A 25,728-nucleotide genomic window follows, 5' to 3' on the forward strand; every position below is an offset into this window, starting at 1 on the left:
AAGGCGCTCTGGCCGTCGCCGAACACCAGGTGGTGGCCTTGGGCGCTGTGCCGGAAGTGGTAGTGGATGCCTTCTTCTTCGCACAGGCGCTGTATGAAGTGCAGGTCGGTTTCGTGGTATTGCACGCAGTAATCACGGGCCTGATAGGTCGTGTCGAGCGTGAAGCTGCAGGCGTTGCTGGAGATGCCGTGCTCTGCCAGGAGCTGGCCAATGATCTGCTCGACCGTCAGGTGCTGGAAAATCCGCTGGTTGGTGCGGTGCTCAAGGTAGGCCAGCTGCGGCACCAGGGTCAGGGTGTAAAACGTCAGGCGCTGATGGGTGTCGCCTTGGGCAATGGAGTAGACGTGCCCGTGAACGCCTACGTCCCCGGCGGCGTAGGCCAGAAAAGCCGGTGTGTGCAGCAGCGCCACCCAGTCCAGATCGGAACGCTCACTGATCAGTTCCAGTTCAAAGACGTAGGGCGTGCTGAGGGCTTCTTTGCCGGTGAAGGACAGGACCTGAAAGTCGCCGGTAAAGGCGTCAATGGTCAGGCTGAAACGAAACGGGGGCTGTGAGCGTGACATCCGCGATTCCTTGCGCTGCGGTCGTCCTGATGTAACAAAACGTCAGGTTTCCTTCGGTGCGCAAGTGTGCAAGGGCGGTGCAGAAGCTGGATGTAGGGCGGATCTATGCCGGCCAAGGCTTTGGGCGAATATTAGGTAGGAATTTGGAGGCAATAAATGTAGTCCGTATTCTTGCAAGTGCAAGAATACGTCCTGTTTTTACCGTCACGGTTCTTCCGGCATCCAGGCCGATTGACCCACTTTGCAGCCCCTGCGTTCGACCTTGCGAAGTCGCGGGCATCCAATGCCTCGCTCGGCACCCCAGGCTGTTTGGTGAAAAGAGACAGCCTGGTGATGACCATTGCTCAAAGGGATTGAAGCCTAAATGGCGATTTTCCACAGCTGCGATTCATCAAACCGCCACGCCGTACTTTCCGCTTCAAGGGGCGGCACGACCAGTTCGCTGCCTGTGCCCGGCAGTCGCGGCACAGCGCCTAGCAAGCGCTGGGTATAAGCGTGTTGCGGGTTTTCAAACAGCGTTTCGACCGGCGCGCGTTCCACCACTTTTCCGTGACGCATCACCAACACTTCGTCGCTCACATGCCGAATCACACCCAGGTCATGGGAAATAAACAGATACGCCAGCCCTAGCGCCGCTTGCAGGTCTGCCAACAAATCCAACACCTGCGCCTGCACCGAGACGTCGAGTGCCGAGACCGGCTCGTCACAAATGATCACTTTCGGGTTGCTGGCAATTGCCCGGGCGATGGCCACGCGCTGGCGTTGCCCACCTGACAATTGCAAGGGCCTGCGCGCGGTCAGATCGGCCGGCAGGCGCACTTGCTCCAACAACTCGCTGATGCGCGCAGGCTGTTGCGCTGCTGACACCCCCGCCACATCCAGCGCATCGGCAAGGATCTGGCCGATGCTCCAACGCGGATCGAACGAACTCAGCGGGTCTTGATAGATCACGCTGATGTCACGCCGATGCACACGACGGTCTTTTTCCAGCACCCGTTCAGCACCTGCGCCCGACCAAGCAGAGTCAAGAAACTGCACCTGACCGGCATCCGGCTCCAGCAGCCCGAGCACGATACGCGCAACGGTGGTTTTGCCCGAGCCGGACTCTCCAACGATGCCCAACGTACGCCCCGCCCGCAGCTCAAAGCTGACGTCATCCACCACCTGACGCGGTTGCTGATCGGGGCCGATGTAGCGTTTGCCCAACCCGGTGGCTTTGAGCAACACCGGCGAGGTGGCGCCGGGGCGAGGCGCTAGCGCCTGAGCACTGCCTTGTGATGACAGGCGCGTCCCCCGCGCATGTTCGGCGGGCACCGCGTCCAGCAACGCTTGGGTGTAGGGGTGGCTGGGGTAACGTAACACTTGCTGCATGGGCCCTTGCTCGACCACCACACCATGGCGCAGCACCAGCACCTCATCGGCCAACTGCGCAACCACTGCCAAATCATGGCTGATGATCAGCAGCGAGTCGCCGCGAGCCTTGATCTCTTGCAGCACTTGCAGAATCTGCGCCTGTACCGTGGCGTCCAGTGCGGTGGTCGGTTCGTCGGCGATCACCAGTCCAGGGCTCATGGCCAGCGCACTGGCAATCAACGCCCGCTGACGCAGCCCCCCGGACAACTGATCGGGACGCTGGCGAGCACGCAGTTCGGGCTCGGGCACGCCGACGTTCTCCAGCAATTCGATGACCCGCTCGCTGCGGCTGCGTCGATCCCCCCAGTTGTGGGTCTTGAGGACTTCGAGAATTTCCTTGCCCACGGGCCGCAAGGGATCGAGTGAGACCAGCGCATCCTGCAACACGAAGCCGATGCCTTTGCCACGCAATCCGCGCCAGCCGCGTTCGGACAACGCGAGCAAGTCCTGCCCGCCATAACTCAAGGTGCGAGCCGTCACCCGCGCGCCCGCACCGGCCAGGCCAATCAGGCTGCGGGCGGTCACGCTTTTGCCTGAGCCCGACTCCCCCACCAACGCCAGGGTTTTGCCTGGCGCCAGGGTAAAAGACACATCGCGCACCACAGGCTGGCCGGAAAATTCGATGGATAAGCCTTCGACGATCAAATATTTGTCGCTCATGACAGACGACCCTCCAGACGTTGTTGCAGGTAACGACCAGCGACCGTGGTCGACAGCGTGGTGAGTACGATGAACAGCCCCGGGAAGAAGGTCAGCCACCAGGCATTGGCCACAAAGTCGCGGCCCATGGACAGCATGGTCCCCCACTCCGGCGCTGGCGGCGGTGCGCCCAAGCCCAGAAAACTCAGAGCCGAGGCCCAGACAATTGCCTGGCCAACCCCCATGGTCAGGGTCACGATCAGCGGGCGCATGGCATTGGGCAGCAGTTGGCGCACAATGATGCGCCACGTCGGGTGGCCAAGGGCGACAGCCGCTTCGATGTAGCCTGCGTTACGCACGGCCAATACCTGACCACGCACCATCCGCGCATAACCGGGCGCCGTGCCCAATCCAGTCGCAACAATCAGCGGCCCGATACCGCTGCCAAATACCGCGACAAACAGCAGCGCGAGGATCAGGCTGGGGAACGCGAATAGAATTTCCAGCAGCCCGTTGACCCCGCGATCCAGCCGAGGCCCGCCGAGCCCGCCCAGCAGCCCCAGAACAATCGCGATCGCCATGGCCAACACAGTGGCCGCCAAACCGATCAGCAACGACTGGCGTGTGCCGTAAATCACCCGCGAGAAAATATCGCGCCCCGATTGATCGGTGCCAAACCAGTGGCCCCATCCAGGGGGATGAAACGCGTCATTCGGCACAATCGCCAAGGGGTTGCTATGGGCGAAGAGTTGCGGCACCAGCGCCGCGATGATCACAAACAGCAAAAATCCGAACGCTAGCAGCGGGCCCGGTCGTACTTTGCGGGCGACACGCTGCACCCGAATACCCGGCAATTGAGTCTCCAAAGTCAGTGCGCTCATGCTGTTTTCCCCTGTTGGCGAGGGTCGACCCACAGGTACAACAGGTCAACCACAATGTTGGCCAGTACATACACCGCAGCCACCGCCAGGCTGATACCAATGGTCAGCGGCAAGTCCTGCGCCTGCACCGCCTGATACAACTGGCGGCCCAGCCCTTTGCGCGAAAAGATCACTTCAATCACGACCGCACCGCTGATCAAGGCGCCGATGGCCCAGCCTGACAATGAAATGCCAGGCAACACGGCATGCCGCAGCGCGTGCTTGAAGCGCACGGCCGTCTCACTCAAACCGCGCGTCCGGGCGGTCAGGACAAAGGGTTGTTCCAAGGTAAATTCCAATGACTCGCGAGTCACTTGAGCGATAAAGCCCGCGAGCGGAATCGCCAGCGCCAAAGACGGCAACACCAGCGTGCGCCAGCCATCGCTCCCGGCAGGCGGGAACCAGCGCAAGCCAAAGGCAAACACCGCCAGCAGCAAAATACCGACCCAGAAATGCGGCAATGCGGCGCAAACGGTTTCGGCCAGCGATGCCAGACTGGATACCCAACGCAGACGTCCCGCAGTGAGTACGGTCAGCAACAACACCAACAGCCAGGCCAGCAGCAGCGAGGCAAAGGTCAGTTGCAGCGTCGCCCAGGACTGCTGGGCAAGCACCTGGGTGACCGGCAAATGCTGAGAGTAAGAAACCCCTAGATCGCCCTGAACCAGACGGCCCAGATACATCACGTATTGAACCGCCAAAGGTTTGTCCAGGCCGTATTCGCGGGTGGCTTGGGCGATGGTTTCCGGGGTGGGATTAGCGCTCTGCCCACCCAGGATCGCCAGCACCGGGTCACCGGGTATCAAGCGCAGGGCAAAAAAGGTCAGGGTCGCCACAGCCCATAACACCAGCACCCCACCGCTCAGTCGCCAAACGGCACGCCGCCCCCATTGTGCCCAGCGTTTACGTTGTGGATTCACGGCTTCTAGTTGGCTCATTTGTTCACCCTTTTCATTTATTGACCCAGGCGTCATACAGATAAGTGACTGCCAAGGACGGCTCCAGCCGCACGCCTTGGGTGGTCTTGTAGATCCCCAGGCGCGAGCTTTGCGGGTAAGTGGTCAGTTGCAGGTATTGGTTCGAGGCAATCTGTTGCGCCTTGTCATACAGCGCACGTCGCTGCTCAGGATCTTGCGTGGCCAAGGCGTGCTGGATCAGCCTGTCAAAGGTCGCGTCGTTGAAGCCCGCGGTGTTCTGGTGATAGCCGCCGACACCGGCAGGGCGAATGAACTCAGAGCCAAAGATGATCCGCAGCACGTCAGCAGTATTGGTGTTCCAGTAGCCAAGGCGGATGTCGTAGTCCCAGTCAGCCTGGCGTTTGGTGGCTTGAACATCACTCATCAACTCGACAATGAGCTGGAAACCGGCTTGGCGTGTGGTGGCCTGCACCTGCTCCCAGAGCGTGACTTCCGAGGGCGGCGTTCGATTGCCCATCACCACGTGCACTTGCAGGCGCTTGCCATCACGGGTCCGGTAACCTTCGGCATCGCGCCCGGTCCAACCGGCTTCATCCAGCAGTTGGGCGGCACGCGCCGGGTCGTAGTCCTGAGCGTGCTCAAAGTCCGGACTGTAGAAGCGCGTTGCCGAACTCAGCGCTCCCCCTGCACGCGGGAACTCATTGAAGTACACACTTTTGAGTGCGCCCACGACATCGGCGCTGCGTACAAAGGCTTCACGCACCTTGAGATCATCGAACGGTGCGCGGGTGATATTCAGGGTACCGTTGGTAGGATTACCGGGACGCAGCGCAACCAGCAGGGTGAGGTCGGGATTGCGCCGCGCAGCCTCGTGGGACTCCGGAGGCAATGCCTCAATCACATCAACCTCCCCCGCTTGCAATGAGGCGAAACGAACGGAAGGTTCTTGAATGAACTTCCAGACGATCCGCTCCAGCCACGCCGGACCTTGATGTTTGGCGGTCGGCGGCGCCCAGTTGTAATCGGGGTTGCGCACCAGTTCGACTTGGCTTTGACGGTCCCAGCGAACAATCTTGAACGGGCCGCTGCCGACCGGACTTTCACAGTTTTCATCACGCGAGCGCAGCAAGGCGGTGGGCGACTCAATCCCCAGGAAACCCTGGGCCAGCACTTCCAGAAAGGCCGCGTAAGGCGTGGCCAGATGCACCACCGCCGTGTGTTCATCGATCACGTCAGTGCTGCGGTATTGACGGATATAACCGCCTGCCGTGCTCGATTGGGTCTTGGGGTTGGCCATGTGATCGAGATTGGCCTTGACCGCAGCAGCGTTGAACGGCGTGCCGTCGGTGAAGTGCACGTCATCGCGTAAATGGAAGGTGTAATCCAGGCCATCGGCAGACACCTCCCAACGCGTGGCCAGCCACGGCCCGATTTGGCCTTGCGCATCCATCGAGACCAGCGAGTCGAGGTATTGCTGACCGATGAATACCTGCGGCATATCACCTGACACATGCGGGTCGAGGCAGGTGGGTTCGCGATCGGTGGCGTAAATCAGGGTGCCGCCGCTGACCGGCTTGTCGCTGCGCGCGACGGTTGAAGTTGGCTGCTCACAGCCGATCAACACAGAGCACAGGGCCGCGATGCCGAGCAACGGAAGGTATCGAATAGAGGGGGGGTTATCGCGCATGAGGGCCTGCTGCCTTAAGTCCGGGAATAAGGCTATTGCACAAGGCATGCCGAGTTTTTTGCCCGCTAAACAGGCATGAATGGGCGTGGCAAGACCGTTAAAAGCAACAGTGTGTGCAGCAACTGTTAGAGAACCAACAGTTGCCTCAGAGTTGGAAACTGGCGGCAGCTCCCACAAATGATAGGTTTTAGCGGGTAAATCGCAGCGGCTTGGCCGGCTGCTGTAACAGGGCAGGATCGCGATAACGGGCGCCGAAATGGTCATCCGGCAAGCGCGCCTGCCCTGCGCCAAACAAGCGCTCGCGAAGGGTTTCGCCTTCGGTGTAACGCTCGCGAAAACGGCCACGACGACGCAGCTCCGGGATCACCAGCTCGATAAAGTCGCGGGCGGTTTCGAACGACAGGTACTGGCGCAAGTTAATCCCGTCGATGCCGTCGACATCCAGCCACTTTTCAATTTCATCCGCCACAACCGTCGGGGTTCCCGCCACGAAAAATCGCTCCCGGTTAAACCCCGAAAACTGGGCCAAGACCGTACCCACGGTCCACTCGGGTTTGTAGCGTTTCAAGTTCTCCCACCCCTCAACTTTGAGCTCGATCAAATCACTGATCAGCGCATCCCTGGGGTAGGCCGTAAGATCAATCGCCGACTGCGCATGGGCCAATGACGCTTCAACGCTCATCAACGCGCGATAGCTGTCGAGTTTGCGACTGACCTCTTCATCGGTGCGCCCCACAATGACCCCGGCCATGACAATGAATTTCAAACCCGCCGGGTCCCGTTCATGGACGATGGCCTTGTTGCGCATGGCCTGGATGTTGGCACGCACCTCTCGGGTGTCCAGGCCACCGGTGAAGACCACTTCGGCATGTCGACCTGCAAACTCGATACCGGCCGGTGAACCGGTTGCCTGAAACAACACGGGGGTGCGCTGGCGCGAGGGCTGGCACAGGTGGGGGCCGGCCACGCGAAAGTGCTCGCCAACGTGGTTGATATAACGCACTTTTTGCGGGTCGGTGTACACGCGCTGCTCGCGGTCCTGGATCACCGCATCATCATCCCAGGAGCCCTCCCACAACTTATAGAGCACATCCAGGTATTCATCGGCGATTTCATAGCGGTGGTCGTGCACCACCTCGCTGGCATGCCCGAAATTGCGCGCAGCATTGGGCAGGTAGGAGGTGACAATGTTCCAGCCAACCCGGCCCCTGGTCAGATGATCAAGGGTGCTCATGCGCCGGGCAAAGGCAAACGGAGGCTCGTAGGTGGTCGAAAACGTCGCACCAAACCCCAGATTCTGGGTGACGGCGGCCATGGCCGGAATCACCATCAGCGGGTCGTTGCTGGGGATCTGCATGGCTTCGCGCAATGACGTTTCGGGGCCATCGCGAAAACGGTCGTAGGTGCCGATCACGTCCGCCAGAAACACCCCGTCGAACGTCCCGTACTCCAGCAGTTGCGCGAGCTCGGTCCAGTAATCCAAGTCGTTGAAGCGGTGTCGATTGTTCTCAGGGTGGACCCACAAGCCGTGAACGATATGGCTCACGCAGTTCATTTCAAAAAGGTTGACGTGCAGTTGCTTGGGCATCGCCCGTACTCCTTCCTATGGCGCTGGATTGGGGATGCGCTGATGGATGGCCTCAATCCGGGCCAGGATCTGCTCATTGAGGGTGACGTGAAGCGCACTGAGGTTATCGCGCAGTTGAACCAGGCTGGTCTGCCCGGTCAGGGCGCTGGCCACAAAGGGTTTGTTGATGACATACGCCAGGGCCAATTGCGCCGGGGTCAGGTTGTGCTCTTGGGCGATCTGCACATAACTGGCGATGGCTTCTTGCGCCAACACGCTGTCGTAGCGACTGAAGGTTCGATACACCGCCGCCAGGCGCGAGCCTTCGGGACGCGCACCGCCCAGGTACTTACCGGTGAGGGTGCCGAAGGCCAGCGGCGAGTACGCCAGCAGCCCCACCCCTTCGCGATGGGTGAATTCCGACAGGCCACCCTCGTACAGGCGATTGAGCAAGCTATAGGGGTTTTGCACACTGACAATTCGCGGCAGGCCCAGACGCTCGCTCTGCTTGATAAATTCCGCCACGCCCCACGGCGTTTCGTTGGACACACCGATGTACCGCACCTTGCCCGCCTTGACCTGATCGGCCAGCACCGACAAGGTTTCTTCAATGGCCACGCTCTGCGTGTCTTCGACATACGGGTATTCGCGCTGCCCGAAAATATTGGTCGGGCGATCCGGCCAGTGCAGTTGATAGAGATCGAGATAGTCGGTGTTGAGGCGCTTGAGGCTGCCATCCAGGGCTTCGACGATATTGCGCCGGTCGTGGCGGGTCAGGCCGTCGCGAATGTGCAACTGGCCGCCGGGTTCACGGGCCGGACCGGCAATTTTGCTCGCCAGTACGATGTCCGCACGACGCGCCCTGTTCGCCGCCAGCCAGTTACCAATGTAACGTTCGGTGGTGCGCCAGGTTTCGCCGCGCGTGGGCGTGGGGTACATCTCGGCGGTGTCGATCAGGTTGACACCTTCGGCCAGCGCCAGATCGATCTGCTGATGGGCATCGCGTTCGCTGTTCTGATGGCCCCAGGTCATGGTGCCAAGACCCAGAATGCTGACTTTTATGTCGCTGTTGCCCAGTTGACGGTAATGCATGGAGAGTCCTTTTATTAGGCAGTTAATGCAATCACGTTAAACACCCGAAGTGTTTATCACTGCCAAGGACTTATGCACCGAACATGCCACCGACAATCACCTGATAACAAACGACTGCCCGCCTGCGCGCCATGGGTTCATTCACTCATGCACGCGGTGCGATGCATTGTTGAACGTCATGCACTGTGTGTATCGACTGTTGCCCCCCCAACAACACTGGCCCTGTACGGGCGAGCCTGCCTCGCGATCTTTTGATCGTTGAAAAGGTCAAAAAATCGCGCCTGCAACGCGTTAGAAACCCGGAACGATTTGGCCTTTATAGCGAGTCAGGATGAACTGACGCACGGCATCAGAGTTCAACGCCTTGGCCAGTTTCTGGATACCTGGATCGTTGATGTTGTCCGGACGAGCGACCAGAAACTCGACATACAAGTCCTTGCCCTTCTCGACAATCAACGCACTGTTGGTGTCAATACCGGCTTCCAGCGCGTAGTTGGCAAACACAAATGCCAAATCCACCTGGCTCACCGAGCGCGCCAGCATTGCGCCTTCCAGCTCACGGATTTTCAGGTGCTTGGGGTTGGCCACGATGTCACGGGTGGTCGCCTGCGGATTGCCCGGTTCTTTGAGCGTAATCAGTTTGGCTTCCTCAAGCAGCACCAGCGCGCGCCCCGCGTTTACCGGGTCATTGGGAATCGCCACCGAGGCGCCGTCTTTGAGCTCGGAGATGTTCTTGATGTTGGTCGAGTAGGCACCAAACGGTTCGATGTGCACCCCTACGACGGGCACCAGATCAGTTCCACGAGTCTTGTTGTACTCATCCAGAAACGGCCGGTATTGGTAATAGTTGGCGTCGATGTTCTTTTCTGACAGCTGTTTGTTGGGCTGGATAAAGTCGTTGAACACTTTGATCTGCAAATCAACGCCCTCCTTCGCCAACTCAGGCTTAACAAACTCAAGGATTTCGGCGTGCGGAACCGGGGTTGCGCCCACAACCAGTTTTTCATTGGCCTGGACGCTAAAGGCGGCCACCACGGCCACCAGAGCAAGAAGCTTTTTCATTGCACAAACTCCAAACAATTAGAAATGGACCGTCTCAACGACGGCTGTAATGCGAAACCAGACGATCCCCGGTCATTTGCAGCCCCTGCACCAGCATGACCAGCAGCGCCACGGTGACCACCATGACGTCGGTCTGAAAACGCTGATAACCAAAACGAATCGCCAGATCCCCGAGGCCACCACCGCCGATCACACCCGCCATCGCGGTGTAATCAACCAGCACAATGGCGGTCACGGTGACGGCGGCAATCAGCCCCGGGCGCGACTCCGGCAATAAGGTGTGCCAAATGATCTGCCACGTGGTGGCGCCCATGGACTGGGTGGCCTCCACCAACCCGCGATCGACTTCGCGCAGTGCGGTTTCCACCAGCCGCGCGAAGAATGGCGTGCACCCCACCACCAACGGCGCAATAGCCCCGGCCACGCCCAGCGAGGTGCCGGCAAGCAAGGTGGTCACCGGGATCAGCACAATCAGCAAAATGATGAAAGGCAACGAACGCAGGATGTTCACCACCACCGACAGCACTCGGTACATGCCGGGTTTAGCGTGCAGCTGCTTGCCGGTGAGGTACAGCAACACCCCCAACGGCAACCCCAGCAACACAGTGAAACCCAGGGCCATGCCCAGCATGCTCAAGGTATCGAGGCAAGCCTGACCGATTTCTGGCCAGTTAATATTGCTCAGCAACGCCCCCATGCTCACGACCAGTCATGGCGCGGTGGGTTAACACCGTTGAGCAACCAGTTGCCGACCGCGTGGTACTTCCAGCGCACCGGGTCATGCAGGGTGTGCACGCGGGCGTTACGCCAGTGCCGATCATGGTTGTGGCGCGCCAGCGAAGAGCGCGTACCGCCCAGTTCAAACAGCCGGGCGCTGGCTTCCAGAGCGATTTCGGTGGTCAGCACTTTGGCCTTGGCGACGGCCACGGAGGCCCGCGCCACGCCGTCTTCATCGGGGTCAGCACGCACGCTGTCCATGACGTTTGCGGCGCGTTCGAGCAAGGCTTCAGAGGCATCCAGTTGAATGCTCAGTTTGCCGATCTGGATGACGGTCAGCGGGTCGTCACTGGCCTTTTCCAACCCTGAATCGATCCATGGGCGCGCGTGATCACGAACAAAGCTCAGGGTGTCGCGCAAGGCGGCCCGGGCGATGCCTGCGTCAATGGCCGCCGTGGTGATTTGGGCAAAAGGCCCGGCCAGGGTCGGGTTCTCATAGGAGCGATAGGTCTTGAAGACGTTAAACGCCGGCACACGCAGGTTTTCAGCCAATACCGTGCCGCTGGCCGTGTTGCGCTGCCCCATGCTCGACCAGTCATCCACCACGATCAACCCTGGGGTGTTGCGCGGTACAAACGCCAAGTGGGCTTTTTCATCGTGATCCAGCGCCAGCACACCGAGCCAATGAGCGTACAACGAACCGGTGCAATAGCCTTTGCGACCGTTAATGACCACCTCATCGCCTTGCGTGACAAAACGGGTCTGAATGTCTTGAACCGTCTTGCCGCCGGTTTCCGAAATGGCATTGGCGAAGCGATTGCCCTTGAGCGCCAGGTTGAAGAACCAGGCTTTTTGCTCGTCGGTGCCTTGCAGGCGGATGTCTTCAAGCAAGCAGTAGTGGTTTTGCGGGATCTGCCCGAGCGAAGCATCGGCGGCAGAAATAATGGTGATCACTTCAGCCAGCGTGGCGTACGAGACCTCTGCACCCCCCCACTCTTTGGGTACCGTAATGCCCCACAGACCGCTGTTGGAGAACACGTCAACCACCTCGGCGGGCACTTCACGCAGCCGATCGCGCTCAGCGTCACCTTCGAGTAAAAACGCCGCCACTGTATGGGCGACGTCTATGGCTTCTGCGTCTGTGCCAATGACATGGGCATCGGCGACAGACAGTGGGTAAGGGGCGTCGGCAGGGGTGTACGACATGAAGTTCTCACTCTTTACTCGTGTTGGATCGCCAACAAGTGCGACCGTTACAAGAGGTAGAGCAGAAACTATGCCATCTATTTTTCACTTTAAAATCAATAGGTTATGTTTTATGCAGCGCCTGCATAGTTGTCAGGGCAACAGTCTGCGCAGCAACTGTTGCTTTGCCAACACCTCATCGCAGTACGTTTTTGAGGGGTACAACCTGTGTCGTCACTGGCGCAGGCCCTTCCAAAGACAGGGCTTCTACACCCCCATCGCAGCCTGCGGCAGCGGCTACAGGGTTCAGGTGCTCTGTTTTTGCCGGGTCAGTTCCTCAATCAGCAATTGGGTCGGAGCGCTAAGCGCTACACCCTGCCGAGTGACGATTTGATAGGGTTCGCTGCGTGATTTCAGTTCAAGCGCCAAGCGCGTCAGCATGGCGTGACTCACGGCCATTTGCGCAACGTCTACGGGCATCACGGCAACCAGTTGCGGGTCTTGGCGCAGCAGCGAGAGTGTGGTGAAGGTCGACGAGGTTTCTATCGGGTAGGTCGGAAAGTTAAGTCCGGCTTCTCTGAACTCGCGTTCCAGGGTCAAGCGCATGGGCATATTGACCGGAAACACTACCCACGGCGAGTCCGCCAGTTCGCTCAACGCCAAAGTGCTCCGGTCAGCAAAACGGTGCGCGGGGTTGGCAACCACGATCAATGGTTCCTGGTCGCGAAAGCGGCAGTCATACGCGGCCGGGTGTTTGCTGACACTGGTCCGGCAGATCGCCACGTCCAGCCGCCCTTCATCGAGCAAGGCCAACAGCCGGGCGCTGGTGTCTTCGACGATTTCGACTGATAACTGCGGCTGCTTTGCACGCAATTGCGCCAGGCAGTCCACCAACGCTGGCACTGCGCCCATGATCACACCCACCGATAACCGCCCGCCATGGCCTTGCATGATGCCGAGCATTTCTTCGCGCAGGTGCGCCACGTCAGTGTGGATCAAGCGCGCATAGCGGATCACACAACGCCCCAGATCATTGGGGGTCAGGCCTTTGGTCGTGCGCTCGAACAGGGTTGAGCCCAAGGTCGATTCTATTTCGTGCAGCGCCTTGGTCGCGCCAGGCTGGGTAATGGCCACGGACTCGGCCGCCTTGTGCAGCGAGCCGAAGTCGTCCAGCGCAATCAACAACCGCAATTGCTTGAGGCGCAGCCGGGAAATGATGGTCGTGAGGGATGGCAGCATAGGGGATGACTATTGGTTATCGCTCAATCAGCATCTGTCATTAGGCAGCATCCCTGACAAAAATTAAAGTGAACGCCAGATAGAGCCAAGCGCTCCACCATAAAAATAAGCAGCTAAGAGTTCACGCCATGCGTTTGATCCAATTTGAAACAGCTCAAGGCCAGCGCCATGTCGGCGTGGTCGAGGGCGACCAGATCCACATCGTGCGGGGCACCAAAAACACCCGTGAACTGGCCCTCAGCGCAATTCGTAAAGGCCTTGGTCTGGTCGAGCACGTGTTGGCTCAAGGTACTCAGGAAAGCACGCTCAGCTATCTCCAGCTACTGGAAGAAGGCCGTGTTCTGCCGCCACTGGACCATGAAGACCCGACCCACTGCCTGATCAGCGGTACGGGCTTGACCCACTTGGGCAGCGCCTCGACTCGCGACAAGATGCACCAGCAAAATACCGCCGATCAATCCGCCATGACCGATACCGCGCGTATTTTCCAGTGGGGCATTGAAGGCGGCCGTCCGACATCCGGCACGGTGGGCGTTCAACCGGAATGGTTCTACAAGGGTGATGGTTCAATTGTGGTACGCCCCGGCAGCGCCTTTGATAAACCTGCGTTCGCAGAAGATGCTGGCGAAGAACCCGAGCTGACCGGCCTCTACGTGGTCGGCGACGACGGCAAGCCTTATCGTGTGGGCTTTGCCTTGGGCAACGAGTTTTCTGACCATGTGATGGAGCGCCGCAACTACCTGTACCTGGCGCATTCCAAATTGCGCAATTGCAGTTTCGGCCCTGAGTTGCGCGTGGGTGAACTGCCGCGCCACCTGACCGGCATGAGCCGCATCCTGCGCGACAATGAAGTGATCTGGGAAAAAGAATTTCTGAGCGGTGAGGACAACATGTGCCACAGCCTGGAAAACCTTGAATACCATCACTTCAAGTACCCCCAGTTCCTGCGTCCGGGTGATGTGCACGTGCATTTTTTCGGCACCGCCACGCTGTCGGTTGCCGACAATATTCAGACCCGCGAAGGCGACCGGTTCGAGATCAGCATGCCGGAGTTCGGCGCACCGCTGATCAACGGCATACAGGCAGGCGCCGCTGAACTGCCAGCAGGCAAGGTCACACCGTTGTAGATGTACGTGGCGGGTCTGTAACAGGGCCCGCTCCCCGCTTGATAAAAAACATAAAAAAGCGAGATAGACATGAACAGTAAAACTGCATCCGCAGCTGCGCCCCAAGCCGCTGAAGTCGCAGATGCCTCGCGGCCTACGACGGTGCGCTGGCGCATATTTTTGATCCTGCTGCTGTTATCGGCAATCAACTACATCGACCGCGCGTCACTGTCGGTGGCCATGCCACTGATTTCAACCGAATTTGAAATGACCCCGGCCCTGGAAGGCCTGATGCTCAGCGCGTTTTTCTGGTCATACGCCCTCATGCAAATCCCTGGCGGGATGCTGCTGGACCGTTTTCAGGTGCGCAATATCGTTGGTGTAGCCACGGTGAGCTGGGGCTTCTTCCAGGCCATCGCAGGCGGTGCTCACAGCTGGATGACCTTACTGGCCACGCGTATTGGCCTGGGTGTGGCCGAATCACCAATCATGCCCGCCGGTGCCAAGCTGAACGGCGCCTGGCTGACCCCCAATGAACGAGGACGCGGTGCAACCCTGGTCGATGGCGGCGCGCCGCTGGGTACTGCGTTCGGCGCGATCATCATTGCGGGCCTGATCACCTGGTTCGATTCATGGCGTATCGCGTTCGTGATCGCCGGTGTCGGCACCATGATTGTCGGTGTGTGGGCCTGGTGGTACATCCGCAATAACCCGGCTGAGCACCCGAAAGTCAACGCAGCTGAACTGGCCTACATCACCAACGCCAACGCCGAAGCGGCGAAAACCAACGGCGAGCGCAAAGCGATCCTCAAAGACCTGCTGAAAAGCCGCTCGGTACTGGCGATGTTCGCCGGCTATGCCTGTTACAACAGCGTGTTCTACGGCCTGCTGACCTGGATGCCGAGCTACCTGCACAAAGCCCACAACCTGGACATCAAGGCCATGGGCGGCGCTACGTTCCTGATTTTCATGTGCGGCTTTATTGGCGAGATCTTTGGCGGTTGGCTGGCCGACAAATGGAAAGACGCGGGCGGCGCGCCGAACAAAGTCATGCGCACCATGTTTGGCGGTTCGGCTGCGATTGCGGCTCTGTGCATCCTGCTGGTGGCGTACACCCCGGATGCGTTCACAGTGATTTCACTGCTGTGCGTGGCGCTGTTTTTCATTCGCTGGTGCGGTATGTACTGGTGCCTGCCGGCCATTCTGGGCGGCAAATCCAAGGCGGGTGTGCTGGGTGGCAGCATGAACTTCTGCGGCAACATGGTCGGCGTGATTGTGCCGATCCTGATCGGTCTGATCGTGCAATTCACCGGTTCCTATTTCCTGGCGCTGATCTTCTTTGTGGTGATGGCCTTCGGCCTGATGCTGTTCTCCTCCCTCATCGACTATCGTGAACGCGGCCTGGCCTGAGGCTCTGCATTTCATTGAGGTAACTGTGATGCAACTTATAACTAAAACAGGCAGCGAAAATGCTGCCAATGCCGTGATCCGACTCAACCCGCTGGACGATGTGCTGATTGCCCGTCAGCCCATCCCCAAGGGGCTGGTGCTGGAAGCCGAAGGGCTTGAAGCACTGAATGCCATTGCTTCGGGTCACAAGATAGCCACCCGTGACCTGAAGATCGGCGAACCGCTGCGCCGCTACGGGCAGATCATTGGCTTCGCCAGCCAGCCGATCAAGGCCGGCGAGCATGTGCACGTGCACAACCTGGCCATGGGTGACTTTTCTCGTGACTACGCCTTTGGCGTAGATGCGCGCGGTATCGAGCCCTCGGCCAACGACACGTTCATGGGTATCGTGCGCGCAGATGGCCGCGTGGCCACCCGTAACTACGTGGGTATTCTGACCTCGGTGAACTGCTCGGCAACGGTGGCCAAGGCCATCGCTGATCACTTTCGTCGCGACATCAACCCCCAGGCCCTGATCGACTACCCCAACGTCGATGGCGTGGTGGCCCTGACCCACAGTTTCGGTTGTGCCGTTGACCCGGGCGGTGAAGCCTTGGCCATGTTGCGCCGCACGTTAGGCGGCTATGCCATCCACCCTAACTTCGCCTCGGTGCTGATGATCGGCCTGGGCTGCGAAACCAACCAGATCGCTGATTTGCTGGCGGCACAAGGGCTGGAAAAAGGTGAGTTCCTGCGCGCCTTTACCATTCAAGGTACCGGCGGCACATCTAAAACCATTGCCAGCGGGATTGAGCAGGTCAAGTCGCTGTTGGCCGAAGCCAACCGCGTAGAGCGTGAGCCGGTCAGTGCCAAGCATTTGATCATCGGCTTGCAATGCGGCGGTTCGGATGGCTACTCGGGCATCACCGCCAACCCGGCACTGGGCAATGCGGTGGACCGCCTGGTGGCCGCAGGCGGCACCGCGATTCTGTCCGAAACCCCGGAAATCTATGGCGCCGAGCACTTGCTCACGCGCCGTGCCGTCAGCCGCGAAGTGGGCGAGAAACTGATCAAGCGCATTCACTGGTGGGAAGACTACTGCAAGCGCATGAACGCCGAGTTGAACAACAACCCGTCAGCGGGCAACAAGGCCGGTGGGTTGACCACCATCCTGGAAAAATCCCTGGGCGCGGTGGCCAAGGCAGGCTCCAGCGACCTGGTCGACGTTTACGAATATGCCGAAACGGTTCGTGCCCATGGGCTGGTGTTTATGGACACACCGGGCTACGACCCGATTTCTGCCACCGGCCAAGTCGCCGGCGGCGCCAACCTGATCGCCTTTACCACCGGGCGCGGCTCGGCTTACGGCTGCGCGCCCTCGCCTTCGATCAAGTTGGCCACCAATACCCGCCTGTGGGAAACCCAGGAAGAGGACATGGACGTGAACTGCGGCGGGATTGCTGACGGCAGCATGACCATCGAAGAACGCGGCGAATACATCTACCGCATGATGTTGCGCATCGCCTCTGGGGAGCGCAGTAAAAGCGAGCAGCACGGTTACGGTCAAAACGAATTTGTGCCGTGGCAGATCGGGGCGATTACCTGAGTAATCGCTAACTCATCGGCAGTGACTGCAGTGATTTTTAAATGCCTGACTTTTTAAGGACGCCTACATGACCCAGATTACCGGCCAAAACTTTATTGGCGGCCAGCGCAGCGGCGCTGGCACTGTTCATCTGCAAAGCCTGGACGCTACCACCGGCGAGGCTTTGCCTTATCAATTCATTCAAGCTACCGAAGCTGAAGTAGAGGCTGGCGCCCATGCTGCCAGCGCGGCATTCCCGGCATTTCGCAGCTTGCCAGCCAGCCGCCGCGCCGAGTTTTTAGAAGCCATTGCCGAGGAAATCGACGCTCTGGGGGATGAATTCGTGGCCATCGTCTGCCGTGAAACAGCCTTGCCTGCCGGGCGGATTCAGGGCGAACGCGGGCGTACCAGCGGCCAGATGCGCCTGTTCGCCCAAGTACTGCGTCGCGGCGACTTTTATGGTGCGCGCATCGACCAGGCCCTGCCCGACCGTCAGCCTCTGCCACGCGCAGACCTGCGCCAATACCGCATCGGCGTTGGCCCGGTGGCGGTGTTTGGCGCCAGCAACTTTCCGCTGGCATTCTCAACCGCCGGTGGCGATACCGCCGCTGCGCTCGCCGCAGGTTGCCCAGTGGTGTTCAAGGCGCACAGTGGGCACATGGCAACTGCCGAGTGTGTGGCGCAGGCCATTGTGCGTGCCGCCGAGCGTACAAACATGCCGGCCGGCGTGTTCAACATGATCTACGGCGCGGGGGTTGGTGCAACGCTGGTCAAGCATCCGCTGATTCAAGCGGTCGGTTTTACCGGCTCGCTGGCGGGCGGGCGCGCCTTGTGCGACATGGCCGCTGCACGGCCACAACCGATCCCGGTGTTTGCCGAGATGTCGAGCATCAACCCGGTCGTGCTGCTGCCAGAAGCCTTGAAACAACGCGGCGCACAAATTGCCAAAGACGTGGGCGGCTCAGTGATGCTGGGCGCCGGTCAGTTCTGCACCAGCCCGGGTCTGGTACTGGGGATTGCCTCGCCACAGTTCAGCGCATTTGTCGACGCACTGGGCCAGTTTTTCAGCGCGCAACCGGCACACACACTGCTCAATGCCGGGGGCCTGAAGAGCTACGTCAAAGGGGTCAACCATTTGGCCTCGGTCGATGGCATCCGCCATCTCTCAGGTTTGCCGCAACAGGGCAGTCAGGCCCATCCGCAATTGTTCCAGGCCGATGCCAGCCTGCTGATCGGCGGCGCACACGTGCTGCAAGAAGAAGTCTTCGGACCGACCACCATCGTCGTTGAAGTGGCCGACAAGGCGCAGTTGCTGCAAGCGCTGCACAGCCTGCATGGCCAACTGACTGCGACGCTGATTAGCGAACCGGCCGATTTGCAGGCGTTCGCTGACGTCGTACCGGTGCTTGAGCACAAGGCGGGGCGCCTGCTGATCAACGGCTACCCAACCGGAGTTGAGGTGTGTGATGCGATGGTGCACGGCGGGCCCTACCCCGCCACATCCGATGCCCGAGGGACATCGGTGGGCAGCCTGGCCATCGACCGCTTTTTGCGCCCGATCTGCTTCCAGAACTACCCGGACAGCCTGCTGCCTGACGCGCTTAAAAACGCCAACCCGCTGGGGATTCAGCGCTTGCTCAACGGTCAGCCTAGCCGCGAGGCGCTGAACTGACGGTTATTGGTCCGCCGCATAAATAACCGTTTGCGCGCTGTCGGCGGCCACGGACTTGAGGGTGAAATAGGTGTCACCCTCATCCGTGAGGATCTCGTATTGAGCCTTGCTGGCCAAGCGATTCGAGGCGCTCACGTGTTTGATGATTTTCAGCACACGCTGGAATTTCACGCTCTGGGTGCCGTTCTGAGCCGGGCCGGTCAGCACGTTGACGGTCTGGAACCAGTCCTGGTTTTTCTTGTTCGAGACCAAGGTATCGGTCAGCGCTTCAAAACGCTCAAGACGGGTAAACCCCCACAATGTCTGTTCGGCAACCGATTTGCCTTGTGCGGTCGAGCCGGTGAACACAAACAGATTTATGGCCGGATTGTCTTCGCAAAAAAAATCGTACGGCACCAGCCCGTCGACCATTTTCTTACCCGCGACAAACCCCTTTTTATGCACCAGAAACATGCCCACCTCCACTCAATGGCATCACCAAAACATCAGCCTGCGCTGAAGTCAGTTTGAGGTGGAAGTCTACTGGGGCAAGGCGTACAGAGCCGTCAAGGCTATGTAATATCGTGTAAAGATCAAAAGATCGCGAGGCAGGCTCGCCCCTACAGGGGCCGTGAGTGTCAGGACTGGCGAGGCAAATTGATTTCGACGGTCAGGCCACCCGATGCCTGGTTGTACGCACTGATCGTGCCACCGTGCATTTCTACCGCTCTCAACGCGATCGCCAGACCCAACCCAAATCCGCTGCCGGGTTCGCTCGCGCCGCGTTCAAACGGCTGAAAAATACGCTGTAGCCGCTGTTCTTCAACACCCGGCCCATGATCGGTGATGCGTACCCGCAAACGGGTGCACGCAAGGTTCATCTCGGCCACCACCCGCACGACCGAGCCGGGTTGGGTGTAGCGCACGGCGTTGCGAATCACGTTTTCGAAGCAGCGATACAACAACTCGCCGCTGACCCGGCTGACAAACGGCGGGCATGCCTGCAGGACAACCCTGGAGTCTTTGATGCCCGCCTCGAACTGCGCATCTTCGACAATCAGCGTCAGCAATTCGAGGATGTCCACCGATTCGCGCTCGATGCTGTCTGGCCGCCCCTGAACCCGCGCCAGGGTAAGCAGGGCTTCGATCAGGGTGTCCATGCGCACCGACTCGCGCTCGATGCGCCCGACCATTTCCGTACGTGCCGGGTCTTGATGCAACAGCCCGATGGCCGCTTGCATGCGAGTCAGCGGGGAACGCAGTTCGTGGGAGATGTCGTGCAGCAAGCTCTGCTGGGCGTCGACCAATAATTTGAGCTGATTGGCCATGCGGTCGCAGTCTTCGGCCAGGTCAACAATCTCATCACGCCGCCCGCCCATCATCGGTTTGACCCGGGTGCCAAAACGGCCTTGGGCCACATCACTCATCGCCCGGCGCAAGAAGGCCAGCGGCCAGGTCAGGTAAAACGCCATGTAGCCACTGAACAGCGCGCTCATCACCGTGCCAATGATCAATGGCATCAGGCCTGGCCCTTCTCCCATTCCTGTCCCGCCCCCCGGGCCGCCGCCATTGGGCCCACCTGGGGCGCGGGTGGATCGCAGGGACAGTTCGATGCCTTCCTTGCTGATGACCGTGCGTTCAAACACCGGGTGCAACACCGGCGATCCGGCCAGCAACTGTTCGTTGCTGTCATACACGCCAATGGCCTGATCATCAGGATGGCGCCAGACCGTCAGCAGTTGCATGCCTGACTCGACACCGAACTCTTCCAGCAGGTGAATTTCACTGGCGAGAATGGTGTCCAGGTGCGGATCACCCGGCTTTGATTTGCTGAGGATCACAAACGCAATGCCGACGAAAAAGGTCAGCGTGGTCGCCAGCCAAAACGCCAGGAACAGCTTCCAGAACAACCGACTGAGTTTGATCATTCAGCAATCAACAGATAACCGAGGCCGCGCACGCTCTGAATCCAGGCTTTAGCATCGTCGCGCGGGCCCAGCTTGTGTCGAATGCTGCTGATATGCACGTCGATGCGCCGGTCGTAGCGCGTCAGCGGGCAGCCCAGGGCATTGAGTGACAAGTCCTGCTTGCTCACCACTTGCCCGGCACTGCGAGCCAGCTCTTCGAGCAAGCTGAATTCGGTACTGGTGACGCCCAACTCATGGCCCTGCCACAACGCCTGACGCTTGCCGGGCCACAGCACCAACCGCCCGGTTTTGATCACCTCGGTGGCGGGCTGATCGGTGGCAGGATTCACCCGGCGCATGATGGCCCGCAAGCGCGCCACCAGTTCACCCGGCGAACTGGGTTTGGGCACATAGTCGTCGGCACCCAGCTCAAGCCCGGTGATACGGTCAATGTTGTCGCCACGGGCGGTGAGCAATACCACCGGTACCTGGCTGCGTGCACGGATGCGCCGAAGCACTTCGATGCCCGACAGCCTTGGCAACATGACGTCCAGCACCACAATGCTGTAACGACCGGATAACGCTTCCACTTCGCCCTCCTCGCCGCTGTGCACCGCGGTGGCTGCAAAGCCCTCACGCTCAAGGTATTCACTGAGCAATGCTGTCAGCTCTTGGTCATCGTCGACGAGCAATACACGGATCATGGCGAACTCTTTAAAGGGGATCGACGCATTATCGTACTGGAACGGCGCACAGTCATCGCTCCTCGCCAACCTTTACCTAACTTGACACTGGGTTAACCGCACCAAACGCCCCGAGCTTTTATGCTGGTGCTTCACCAGCCTGCGTGCCTCGCGGTGCATGCCGTCTTGTTGAGTCATCTCCGCGCCCGCTTACGCTGCTTGTCGATGTGTCCTGGAAATATAGATCTTGATGAATTTTCCGCGCCTGCTCTGCTCGGTTGCACTGCTGCTCAATGCCACATTGGCACACGCCCAAGGTTTCAAAATTTCTGATATTCGAATCAATGGGTTACAGCGGGTTTCCGCTGGCAGCGTATTCGGTGCCCTGCCCTTGAATGTCGGTGAAGAAGCGGATGACCAGCGTTTGGTAGAGTCCACGCGCGCGCTGTTCAAAACCGGGTTTTTCCAGGACATCCAACTGGGTCGCGATGGCGATGTACTGGTCATCACCGTGGTCGAGAGACCGTCCGTGGCCAGTATTGATATCGAAGGCAACAAGGCCATTTCCACTGACGACCTGATGAAAGGTCTCAAGCAGTCGGGGCTGGCCGAAGGCGAGATTTTCCAGAAAGCCACCCTGGAAGGCGTACGCAACGAACTGCTGCGCCAATACGTCGCGCAAGGTCGCTACTCGGCCTCGGTTGAGACCGAAGTCGTTGCTCAACCGCGTAACCGCGTGGGTCTGAAAATCAAGATCGACGAAGGAGAAGTCGCGGCCATCAAGCACATCAACGTGGTCGGCAATACCGTGTTTGATCAGGCCGAGCTGGACGACCAGTTCACCCTCAAGACCACCAACTGGCTGTCGTTTTTCAAGAACGATGACAAGTATGCCCGCGAGAAACTGTCCGGCGACCTGGAACGTCTGCGCTCCTATTACCTGGACCGTGGCTATATCAACATGGAAATCGTCTCGACTCAGGTGTCGATCACGCCGGACAAGAAGCAGGTGTTCATCACCGTCAATATTAATGAAGGTGATAAGTACACGGTGCGCGACGTCGCGCTGCGTGGCGACTTGAAGATCCCCGAGGAACAGATCCAAGCGTTGCTGCTGGTGCAAAAGGGCCAAGTGTTTTCACGCAAACTCATGACCAGCACTTCGGACCTGATCACCCGTCGTCTGGGCAACGAGGGGTATACCTTCGCCAACGTCAATGCCGTGCCAACCCCGAATAATCAAGACCACACGGTCGACATCATATTTGTGGTCGACCCTGCCAAGCGCGCGTACGCCAACCGCATCAATTTTCGTGGCAATACCAAGACTGACGATAAGGTGCTACGCCGTGAAATGCGGCAGATGGAAGGTGGCTGGGCATCGACTTACTTGATTGACCAATCCAAGGTTCGTCTTGAGCGTCTGGGTTACTTCAAGGAAGTCAACGTTGAAACACCGGCCGTGGCGGGTGTTGATGACCAGGTTGACGTGAACTACACCGTTGAAGAACAGGCTTCGGGCTCGATCACCGCCAGCGTCGGCTTTGCCCAGAACGCCGGTTTGATCCTCGGCGGTTCGATCACCCAGAACAACTTTTTGGGCACGGGTAACTCCGCCAGTCTTGGACTGACCCGGTCCCAGTACCAGAGCAAGTACAACATCGGCTTCACCGACCCCTACTTCACCGCAGACGGGGTAAGCCTGGGCTACAACGCGTTCTACAACAAAACCGACTACAACAATTACTACAGCGATGGGGTGTCGTACTACTCGATCAACAGTTACGGTGCTGGTGTCAGCCTGGGTTACCCGATCAATGAAACCTCACGCTTGAGTTTTGGCCTGACGGCGCAGCACGATACGATTGAACCCGGCACTTACAGTGCCGATGAGATCTATGACTTTATCGAGCGTGAGGGCAAGCAGTTCACCAACTTCAAGGCCAACCTGGGCTGGTCGGAATCGACACTCAACAAAGGGATATTGGCGACTCGCGGATACTCGCAGAACCTCAACCTGATGGTCACGGTACCGGGCAGCGACCTGAGTTTCTACAAAATCGATTACAGCGGCCAGACCTTCCTGCCGCTCAGTGCAACCACCTCGCTGCGCTTCCATACCAAACTGGGGTATGGCAACGGCTACGGTTCAACCGATGGTTTACCGTTCTATGAAAACTACACCGCGGGGGGCGAAGGCTCGGTGCGCGGCTTTGAAAACGGCACCCTTGGCCCGCGCAACACCCCGGCCACGGGCAAATACGCCAGTGCGGGACAAGAGTACTACTCCGACCGTAGCACCGAAGCGCTGGGCGGCAACATCATGATCACCGGTGGCGTGGAATACCTGTTCCCGATACCGTTTATCAAAGACAACAAATCGCTGCGTACGTCCTTGTTCTGGGACGTCGGCAGTGTCTATTCAGATAAGTGCTACCTGACCACGACGACCGGTTGCGACGGCGTTGACCTGAGCCAGATGGCCAGTTCGGTAGGGGTTGGCGTGACGTGGTACAGCCCAATGGGGCCCCTGAGCGTCAACCTGGCGTTGCCGGTTCGCAAGCCTTCCGATGCTCAGACCCAAGTCTTCCAGTTCTCGCTGGGGCAGACCTTCTGAGGCGTTAGTTGTAGAGGGGCTGATGCCTCGCGATCTTTTAAAGATCAAAAGATCGCGAGACACGCTCACGCCTACAAGCCACCCCGCCACTATCGGCTCCAGTAGCAGCAAGGACGTGGCCAACACCACGGCCCCCCCACATATCGCCGACCACCCTCAACCCCAGGGTCTGTTCCCGTTTCATTGCAGCCGCGACGTAAGCACACGCGCGGCGCAGCATTGTGTATTGGGGAGTTTTGTTCAATACGCCCCCGGTCCAAACCCGCACTCTTGAGGCTCACTCACAACAAGGAGCCCAAGCAATGAGCGTATTGATTTCTATGGCCGCGTTCGCCCTGGCCGCCTCTATTTCACCGGGGCCTGTGAATATCGTGGCGTTGAGTTGCGGCAGGCAGTTCGGATTGGCCCCTAGCCTGAATCATGTTCTGGGCGCCACCGTGGGGTTTGTGGTGCTGCTGTTGTTCACCGGTTTCGGCCTGCATGAGGTGTTGAAACAGTGGCCGTTGCTGACCGATTTGATTCGCTGGGGCGGGATGTTTTTTTTACTTTATCTGGCCTGGAAGCTGGCCGCCGATAACGGGCGAATCGATATCGATGGCGCGACAACACTGCAACCGTCTTTCATGAATGGCGCGATCATGCAATGGCTTAACCCTAAAGCCTGGCTGGCAGCTGTCGCGGGCATGGGGGCATTTGTGGCCAGCGGCGAAGCCTCGCTGATCTGGTCGTTCGCGCTGATTTACTTTGTGGTCTGTTATCTATCGGTGGCCTGCTGGGCTTATGCCGGGGCTTTTCTCAACCGCTACCTGCACAACCCGCCACGTATTCGCCTGTTCAACCGCTGCATGGCGGTCATGCTCTCGGGGTGCGCTGTTTCGTTGCTGTGGTTTTAAGCCTTGTATTGACCGGGCGTGGCCGCGAGATGCTTTTTGAACACCCGCTGCAAATGCGCCTGATCGGAAAAACCGCTTTGCTGTGCGATGGCGGCAATGGTTGCGCCCTCACGCAGCTGCGCCTGGGCGTACTGAACCCGCCGATTGGTCAGGTAGGCGTGGGGCGTCATGTGATAACGCTGCTCAAACGCACGAATCAGGTAGGCCTCTGACAAGCTGGCGACTGCACACATGTCTTCAAGGCGAATCGAATGCATGAAATGTGCATCGATATACTCGCCAACACGCTCCACACGCTGATTGACAACCTTGGGTGTGGATCTCGAGCGGCCCAGCGACTGTTGTACCTTCGAGAAAAAACCAACAGCCGCTTGCTGCTTGGCCAAAACCTCTTGATCCGGATCGGTCAGGTGTTGATACACGTCGATCAAGCCATTGAACAGTTCAGGCGACTGCGTATAAGTGGCCGCAATCGGTTGAAAACCCTGCGGCTCGCCCCACTCGCCACCGTGCTGAATACCGGCCAGCCAGTGTGGGTCGACATACAGCATCAAGTAGGACCATGGCTTATCTTCAATGGGATTGCAGGCATGCACTGCGCCAGGGTTCATCAAGACCACGGTACCGGCACTGATTGCTTGTCGGGTTTTCTCGTGCAGGTACACACACTGCCCGGAGGTGATGGCGCCAATCGAGAATATTTCGTGGGAATGCCGGGAATAATGAACCTTGCGGCCATCGTCGATTGAACGTGCCTCGATGAAAGGCAGCTGTGCGTCCCGCCAAAACTTGGGGGTTGCGCGCGTAACATCGCTGAGCATGGTCTTTACCTGATCGCTAACCTGGCGCTGCACGAAATGTATCTGCGCTCTGAAACATTTCGTACATTCTAGCCA

The 25,728-nt window shown here is 59.0% G+C and carries 21 protein-coding genes; 6 read left to right on the forward strand and 15 right to left on the reverse strand.

Annotated elements, in window-relative coordinates; all coding sequences use genetic code 11:
• The 11 genes from tssI to ACIQYF_RS06075 all read right to left on the reverse strand — a co-directional run.
• Nucleotides 1–563, reverse strand: a 563-nt coding sequence (gene tssI, locus ACIQYF_RS06025) for a type VI secretion system tip protein TssI/VgrG (RefSeq protein ID WP_402858066.1), incomplete at its 3' end; no start/stop codon positions are given.
• A gap of 360 nt (nt 564–923) precedes the next feature.
• Nucleotides 924–2,636 carry a dipeptide ABC transporter ATP-binding protein gene (locus ACIQYF_RS06030; RefSeq protein WP_402858069.1) on the reverse strand — a complete coding sequence of 571 codons (1,713 nt, stop codon included), beginning with the start codon at nt 2,634–2,636 and terminating at the stop codon, nt 924–926.
• A complete protein-coding gene (locus ACIQYF_RS06035) occupies nt 2,633–3,496 on the reverse strand; it encodes an ABC transporter permease (protein WP_402858072.1) in 864 nt (287 codons plus the stop codon). The genes ACIQYF_RS06030 and ACIQYF_RS06035 overlap by 4 nt, the downstream gene beginning before the upstream one ends.
• The gene (locus tag ACIQYF_RS06040; RefSeq protein ID WP_402858075.1) at nt 3,493–4,473 is read right to left on the reverse strand and encodes an ABC transporter permease; all 981 of its coding nucleotides are present in this window, start codon (nt 4,471–4,473) and stop codon (nt 3,493–3,495) included. The genes ACIQYF_RS06035 and ACIQYF_RS06040 overlap by 4 nt, the downstream gene beginning before the upstream one ends.
• A gap of 13 nt (nt 4,474–4,486) precedes the next feature.
• A complete protein-coding gene (locus ACIQYF_RS06045; protein WP_402858078.1) occupies nt 4,487–6,139 on the reverse strand; it encodes an ABC transporter substrate-binding protein in 1,653 nt (550 codons plus the stop codon).
• 187 nt (nt 6,140–6,326) lie between these two features.
• Nucleotides 6,327–7,727, reverse strand: a complete 1,401-nt coding sequence (locus ACIQYF_RS06050; protein ID WP_402858081.1) for an LLM class flavin-dependent oxidoreductase — start codon at nt 7,725–7,727, stop codon at nt 6,327–6,329.
• 15 nt (nt 7,728–7,742) lie between these two features.
• Entirely contained in the window at nt 7,743–8,798 is a 1,056-nt protein-coding gene (locus ACIQYF_RS06055) for an NADP(H)-dependent aldo-keto reductase (RefSeq protein WP_402858084.1), read from the reverse strand.
• 291 nt (nt 8,799–9,089) lie between these two features.
• The gene (locus ACIQYF_RS06060; RefSeq protein ID WP_402858087.1) at nt 9,090–9,860 is read right to left on the reverse strand and encodes a MetQ/NlpA family ABC transporter substrate-binding protein; all 771 of its coding nucleotides are present in this window, start codon (nt 9,858–9,860) and stop codon (nt 9,090–9,092) included.
• Nucleotides 9,861–9,894: 34 nt separating this feature from the next.
• A complete protein-coding gene (locus tag ACIQYF_RS06065) occupies nt 9,895–10,557 on the reverse strand; it encodes a methionine ABC transporter permease (RefSeq protein ID WP_402858090.1) in 663 nt (220 codons plus the stop codon).
• A gap of 2 nt (nt 10,558–10,559) precedes the next feature.
• Complete coding sequence (locus tag ACIQYF_RS06070; protein ID WP_402858093.1) at nt 10,560–11,783, reverse strand: SfnB family sulfur acquisition oxidoreductase; 1,224 nt, start codon at nt 11,781–11,783, stop codon at nt 10,560–10,562.
• Nucleotides 11,784–12,068: 285 nt separating this feature from the next.
• The gene (locus ACIQYF_RS06075; protein ID WP_402858096.1) at nt 12,069–13,001 is read right to left on the reverse strand and encodes a LysR family transcriptional regulator; all 933 of its coding nucleotides are present in this window, start codon (nt 12,999–13,001) and stop codon (nt 12,069–12,071) included.
• Between the two features lie 128 nt (nt 13,002–13,129).
• On the opposite strand from ACIQYF_RS06075, the gene araD1 reads away from it, so the two are divergent.
• The 4 genes from araD1 (at nt 13,130) to ACIQYF_RS06095 (ending at nt 18,753) form a co-directional block, all read left to right on the forward strand.
• Nucleotides 13,130–14,128, forward strand: a complete 999-nt coding sequence (gene araD1 / locus ACIQYF_RS06080) for an AraD1 family protein (protein ID WP_402858099.1) — start codon at nt 13,130–13,132, stop codon at nt 14,126–14,128.
• 69 nt (nt 14,129–14,197) lie between these two features.
• Nucleotides 14,198–15,517, forward strand: a complete 1,320-nt coding sequence (locus ACIQYF_RS06085) for an MFS transporter (RefSeq protein ID WP_402858102.1) — start codon at nt 14,198–14,200, stop codon at nt 15,515–15,517.
• Nucleotides 15,518–15,545: 28 nt separating this feature from the next.
• The gene (locus tag ACIQYF_RS06090) at nt 15,546–17,102 is read left to right on the forward strand and encodes a UxaA family hydrolase (RefSeq protein WP_402858105.1); all 1,557 of its coding nucleotides are present in this window, start codon (nt 15,546–15,548) and stop codon (nt 17,100–17,102) included.
• Between the two features lie 67 nt (nt 17,103–17,169).
• Nucleotides 17,170–18,753: an aldehyde dehydrogenase (NADP(+)) gene (locus ACIQYF_RS06095; protein ID WP_402858108.1), complete on the forward strand. Its 1,584-nt coding sequence runs from the start codon at nt 17,170–17,172 to the stop codon at nt 18,751–18,753.
• Between the two features lie 3 nt (nt 18,754–18,756).
• Here ACIQYF_RS06095 and ACIQYF_RS06100 read toward each other — a convergent pair whose 3' ends face one another.
• The 3 genes from ACIQYF_RS06100 to ACIQYF_RS06110 all read right to left on the reverse strand — a co-directional run bounded on the left by ACIQYF_RS06100 (nt 18,757) and on the right by ACIQYF_RS06110 (nt 21,343).
• Nucleotides 18,757–19,206, reverse strand: coding sequence for a hypothetical protein (locus ACIQYF_RS06100; RefSeq protein ID WP_402858111.1), 450 nt, complete (start codon nt 19,204–19,206; stop codon nt 18,757–18,759).
• A gap of 164 nt (nt 19,207–19,370) precedes the next feature.
• Nucleotides 19,371–20,660 carry an ATP-binding protein gene (locus ACIQYF_RS06105; protein ID WP_402858114.1) on the reverse strand — a complete coding sequence of 430 codons (1,290 nt, stop codon included), beginning with the start codon at nt 20,658–20,660 and terminating at the stop codon, nt 19,371–19,373.
• Nucleotides 20,657–21,343, reverse strand: coding sequence for a response regulator (locus ACIQYF_RS06110; RefSeq protein ID WP_402858117.1), 687 nt, complete (start codon nt 21,341–21,343; stop codon nt 20,657–20,659). Before ACIQYF_RS06110 ends, ACIQYF_RS06105 begins: the two co-directional genes overlap by 4 nt.
• Before the next feature lie 229 nt (nt 21,344–21,572).
• On the opposite strand from ACIQYF_RS06110, the gene bamA reads away from it, so the two are divergent.
• Nucleotides 21,573–23,939: an outer membrane protein assembly factor BamA gene (gene bamA, locus ACIQYF_RS06115; protein WP_402858120.1), complete on the forward strand. Its 2,367-nt coding sequence runs from the start codon at nt 21,573–21,575 to the stop codon at nt 23,937–23,939.
• A gap of 302 nt (nt 23,940–24,241) precedes the next feature.
• Entirely contained in the window at nt 24,242–24,832 is a 591-nt protein-coding gene (locus ACIQYF_RS06120; protein WP_402858123.1) for a LysE family translocator, read from the forward strand.
• Here ACIQYF_RS06120 and ACIQYF_RS06125 read toward each other — a convergent pair.
• Nucleotides 24,829–25,653 carry an AraC family transcriptional regulator gene (locus tag ACIQYF_RS06125; protein WP_402858126.1) on the reverse strand — a complete coding sequence of 275 codons (825 nt, stop codon included), beginning with the start codon at nt 25,651–25,653 and terminating at the stop codon, nt 24,829–24,831. The two genes, ACIQYF_RS06120 and ACIQYF_RS06125, sit on opposite strands and share 4 nt — an antisense overlap.
• Nucleotides 25,654–25,728: the final 75 nt, after the last annotated feature.

Source organism: Pseudomonas sp. NPDC096917 (genome assembly GCF_044762555.1).
In the GTDB taxonomy this organism is placed as follows: Bacteria; Pseudomonadota; Gammaproteobacteria; order Pseudomonadales; family Pseudomonadaceae; genus Aquipseudomonas.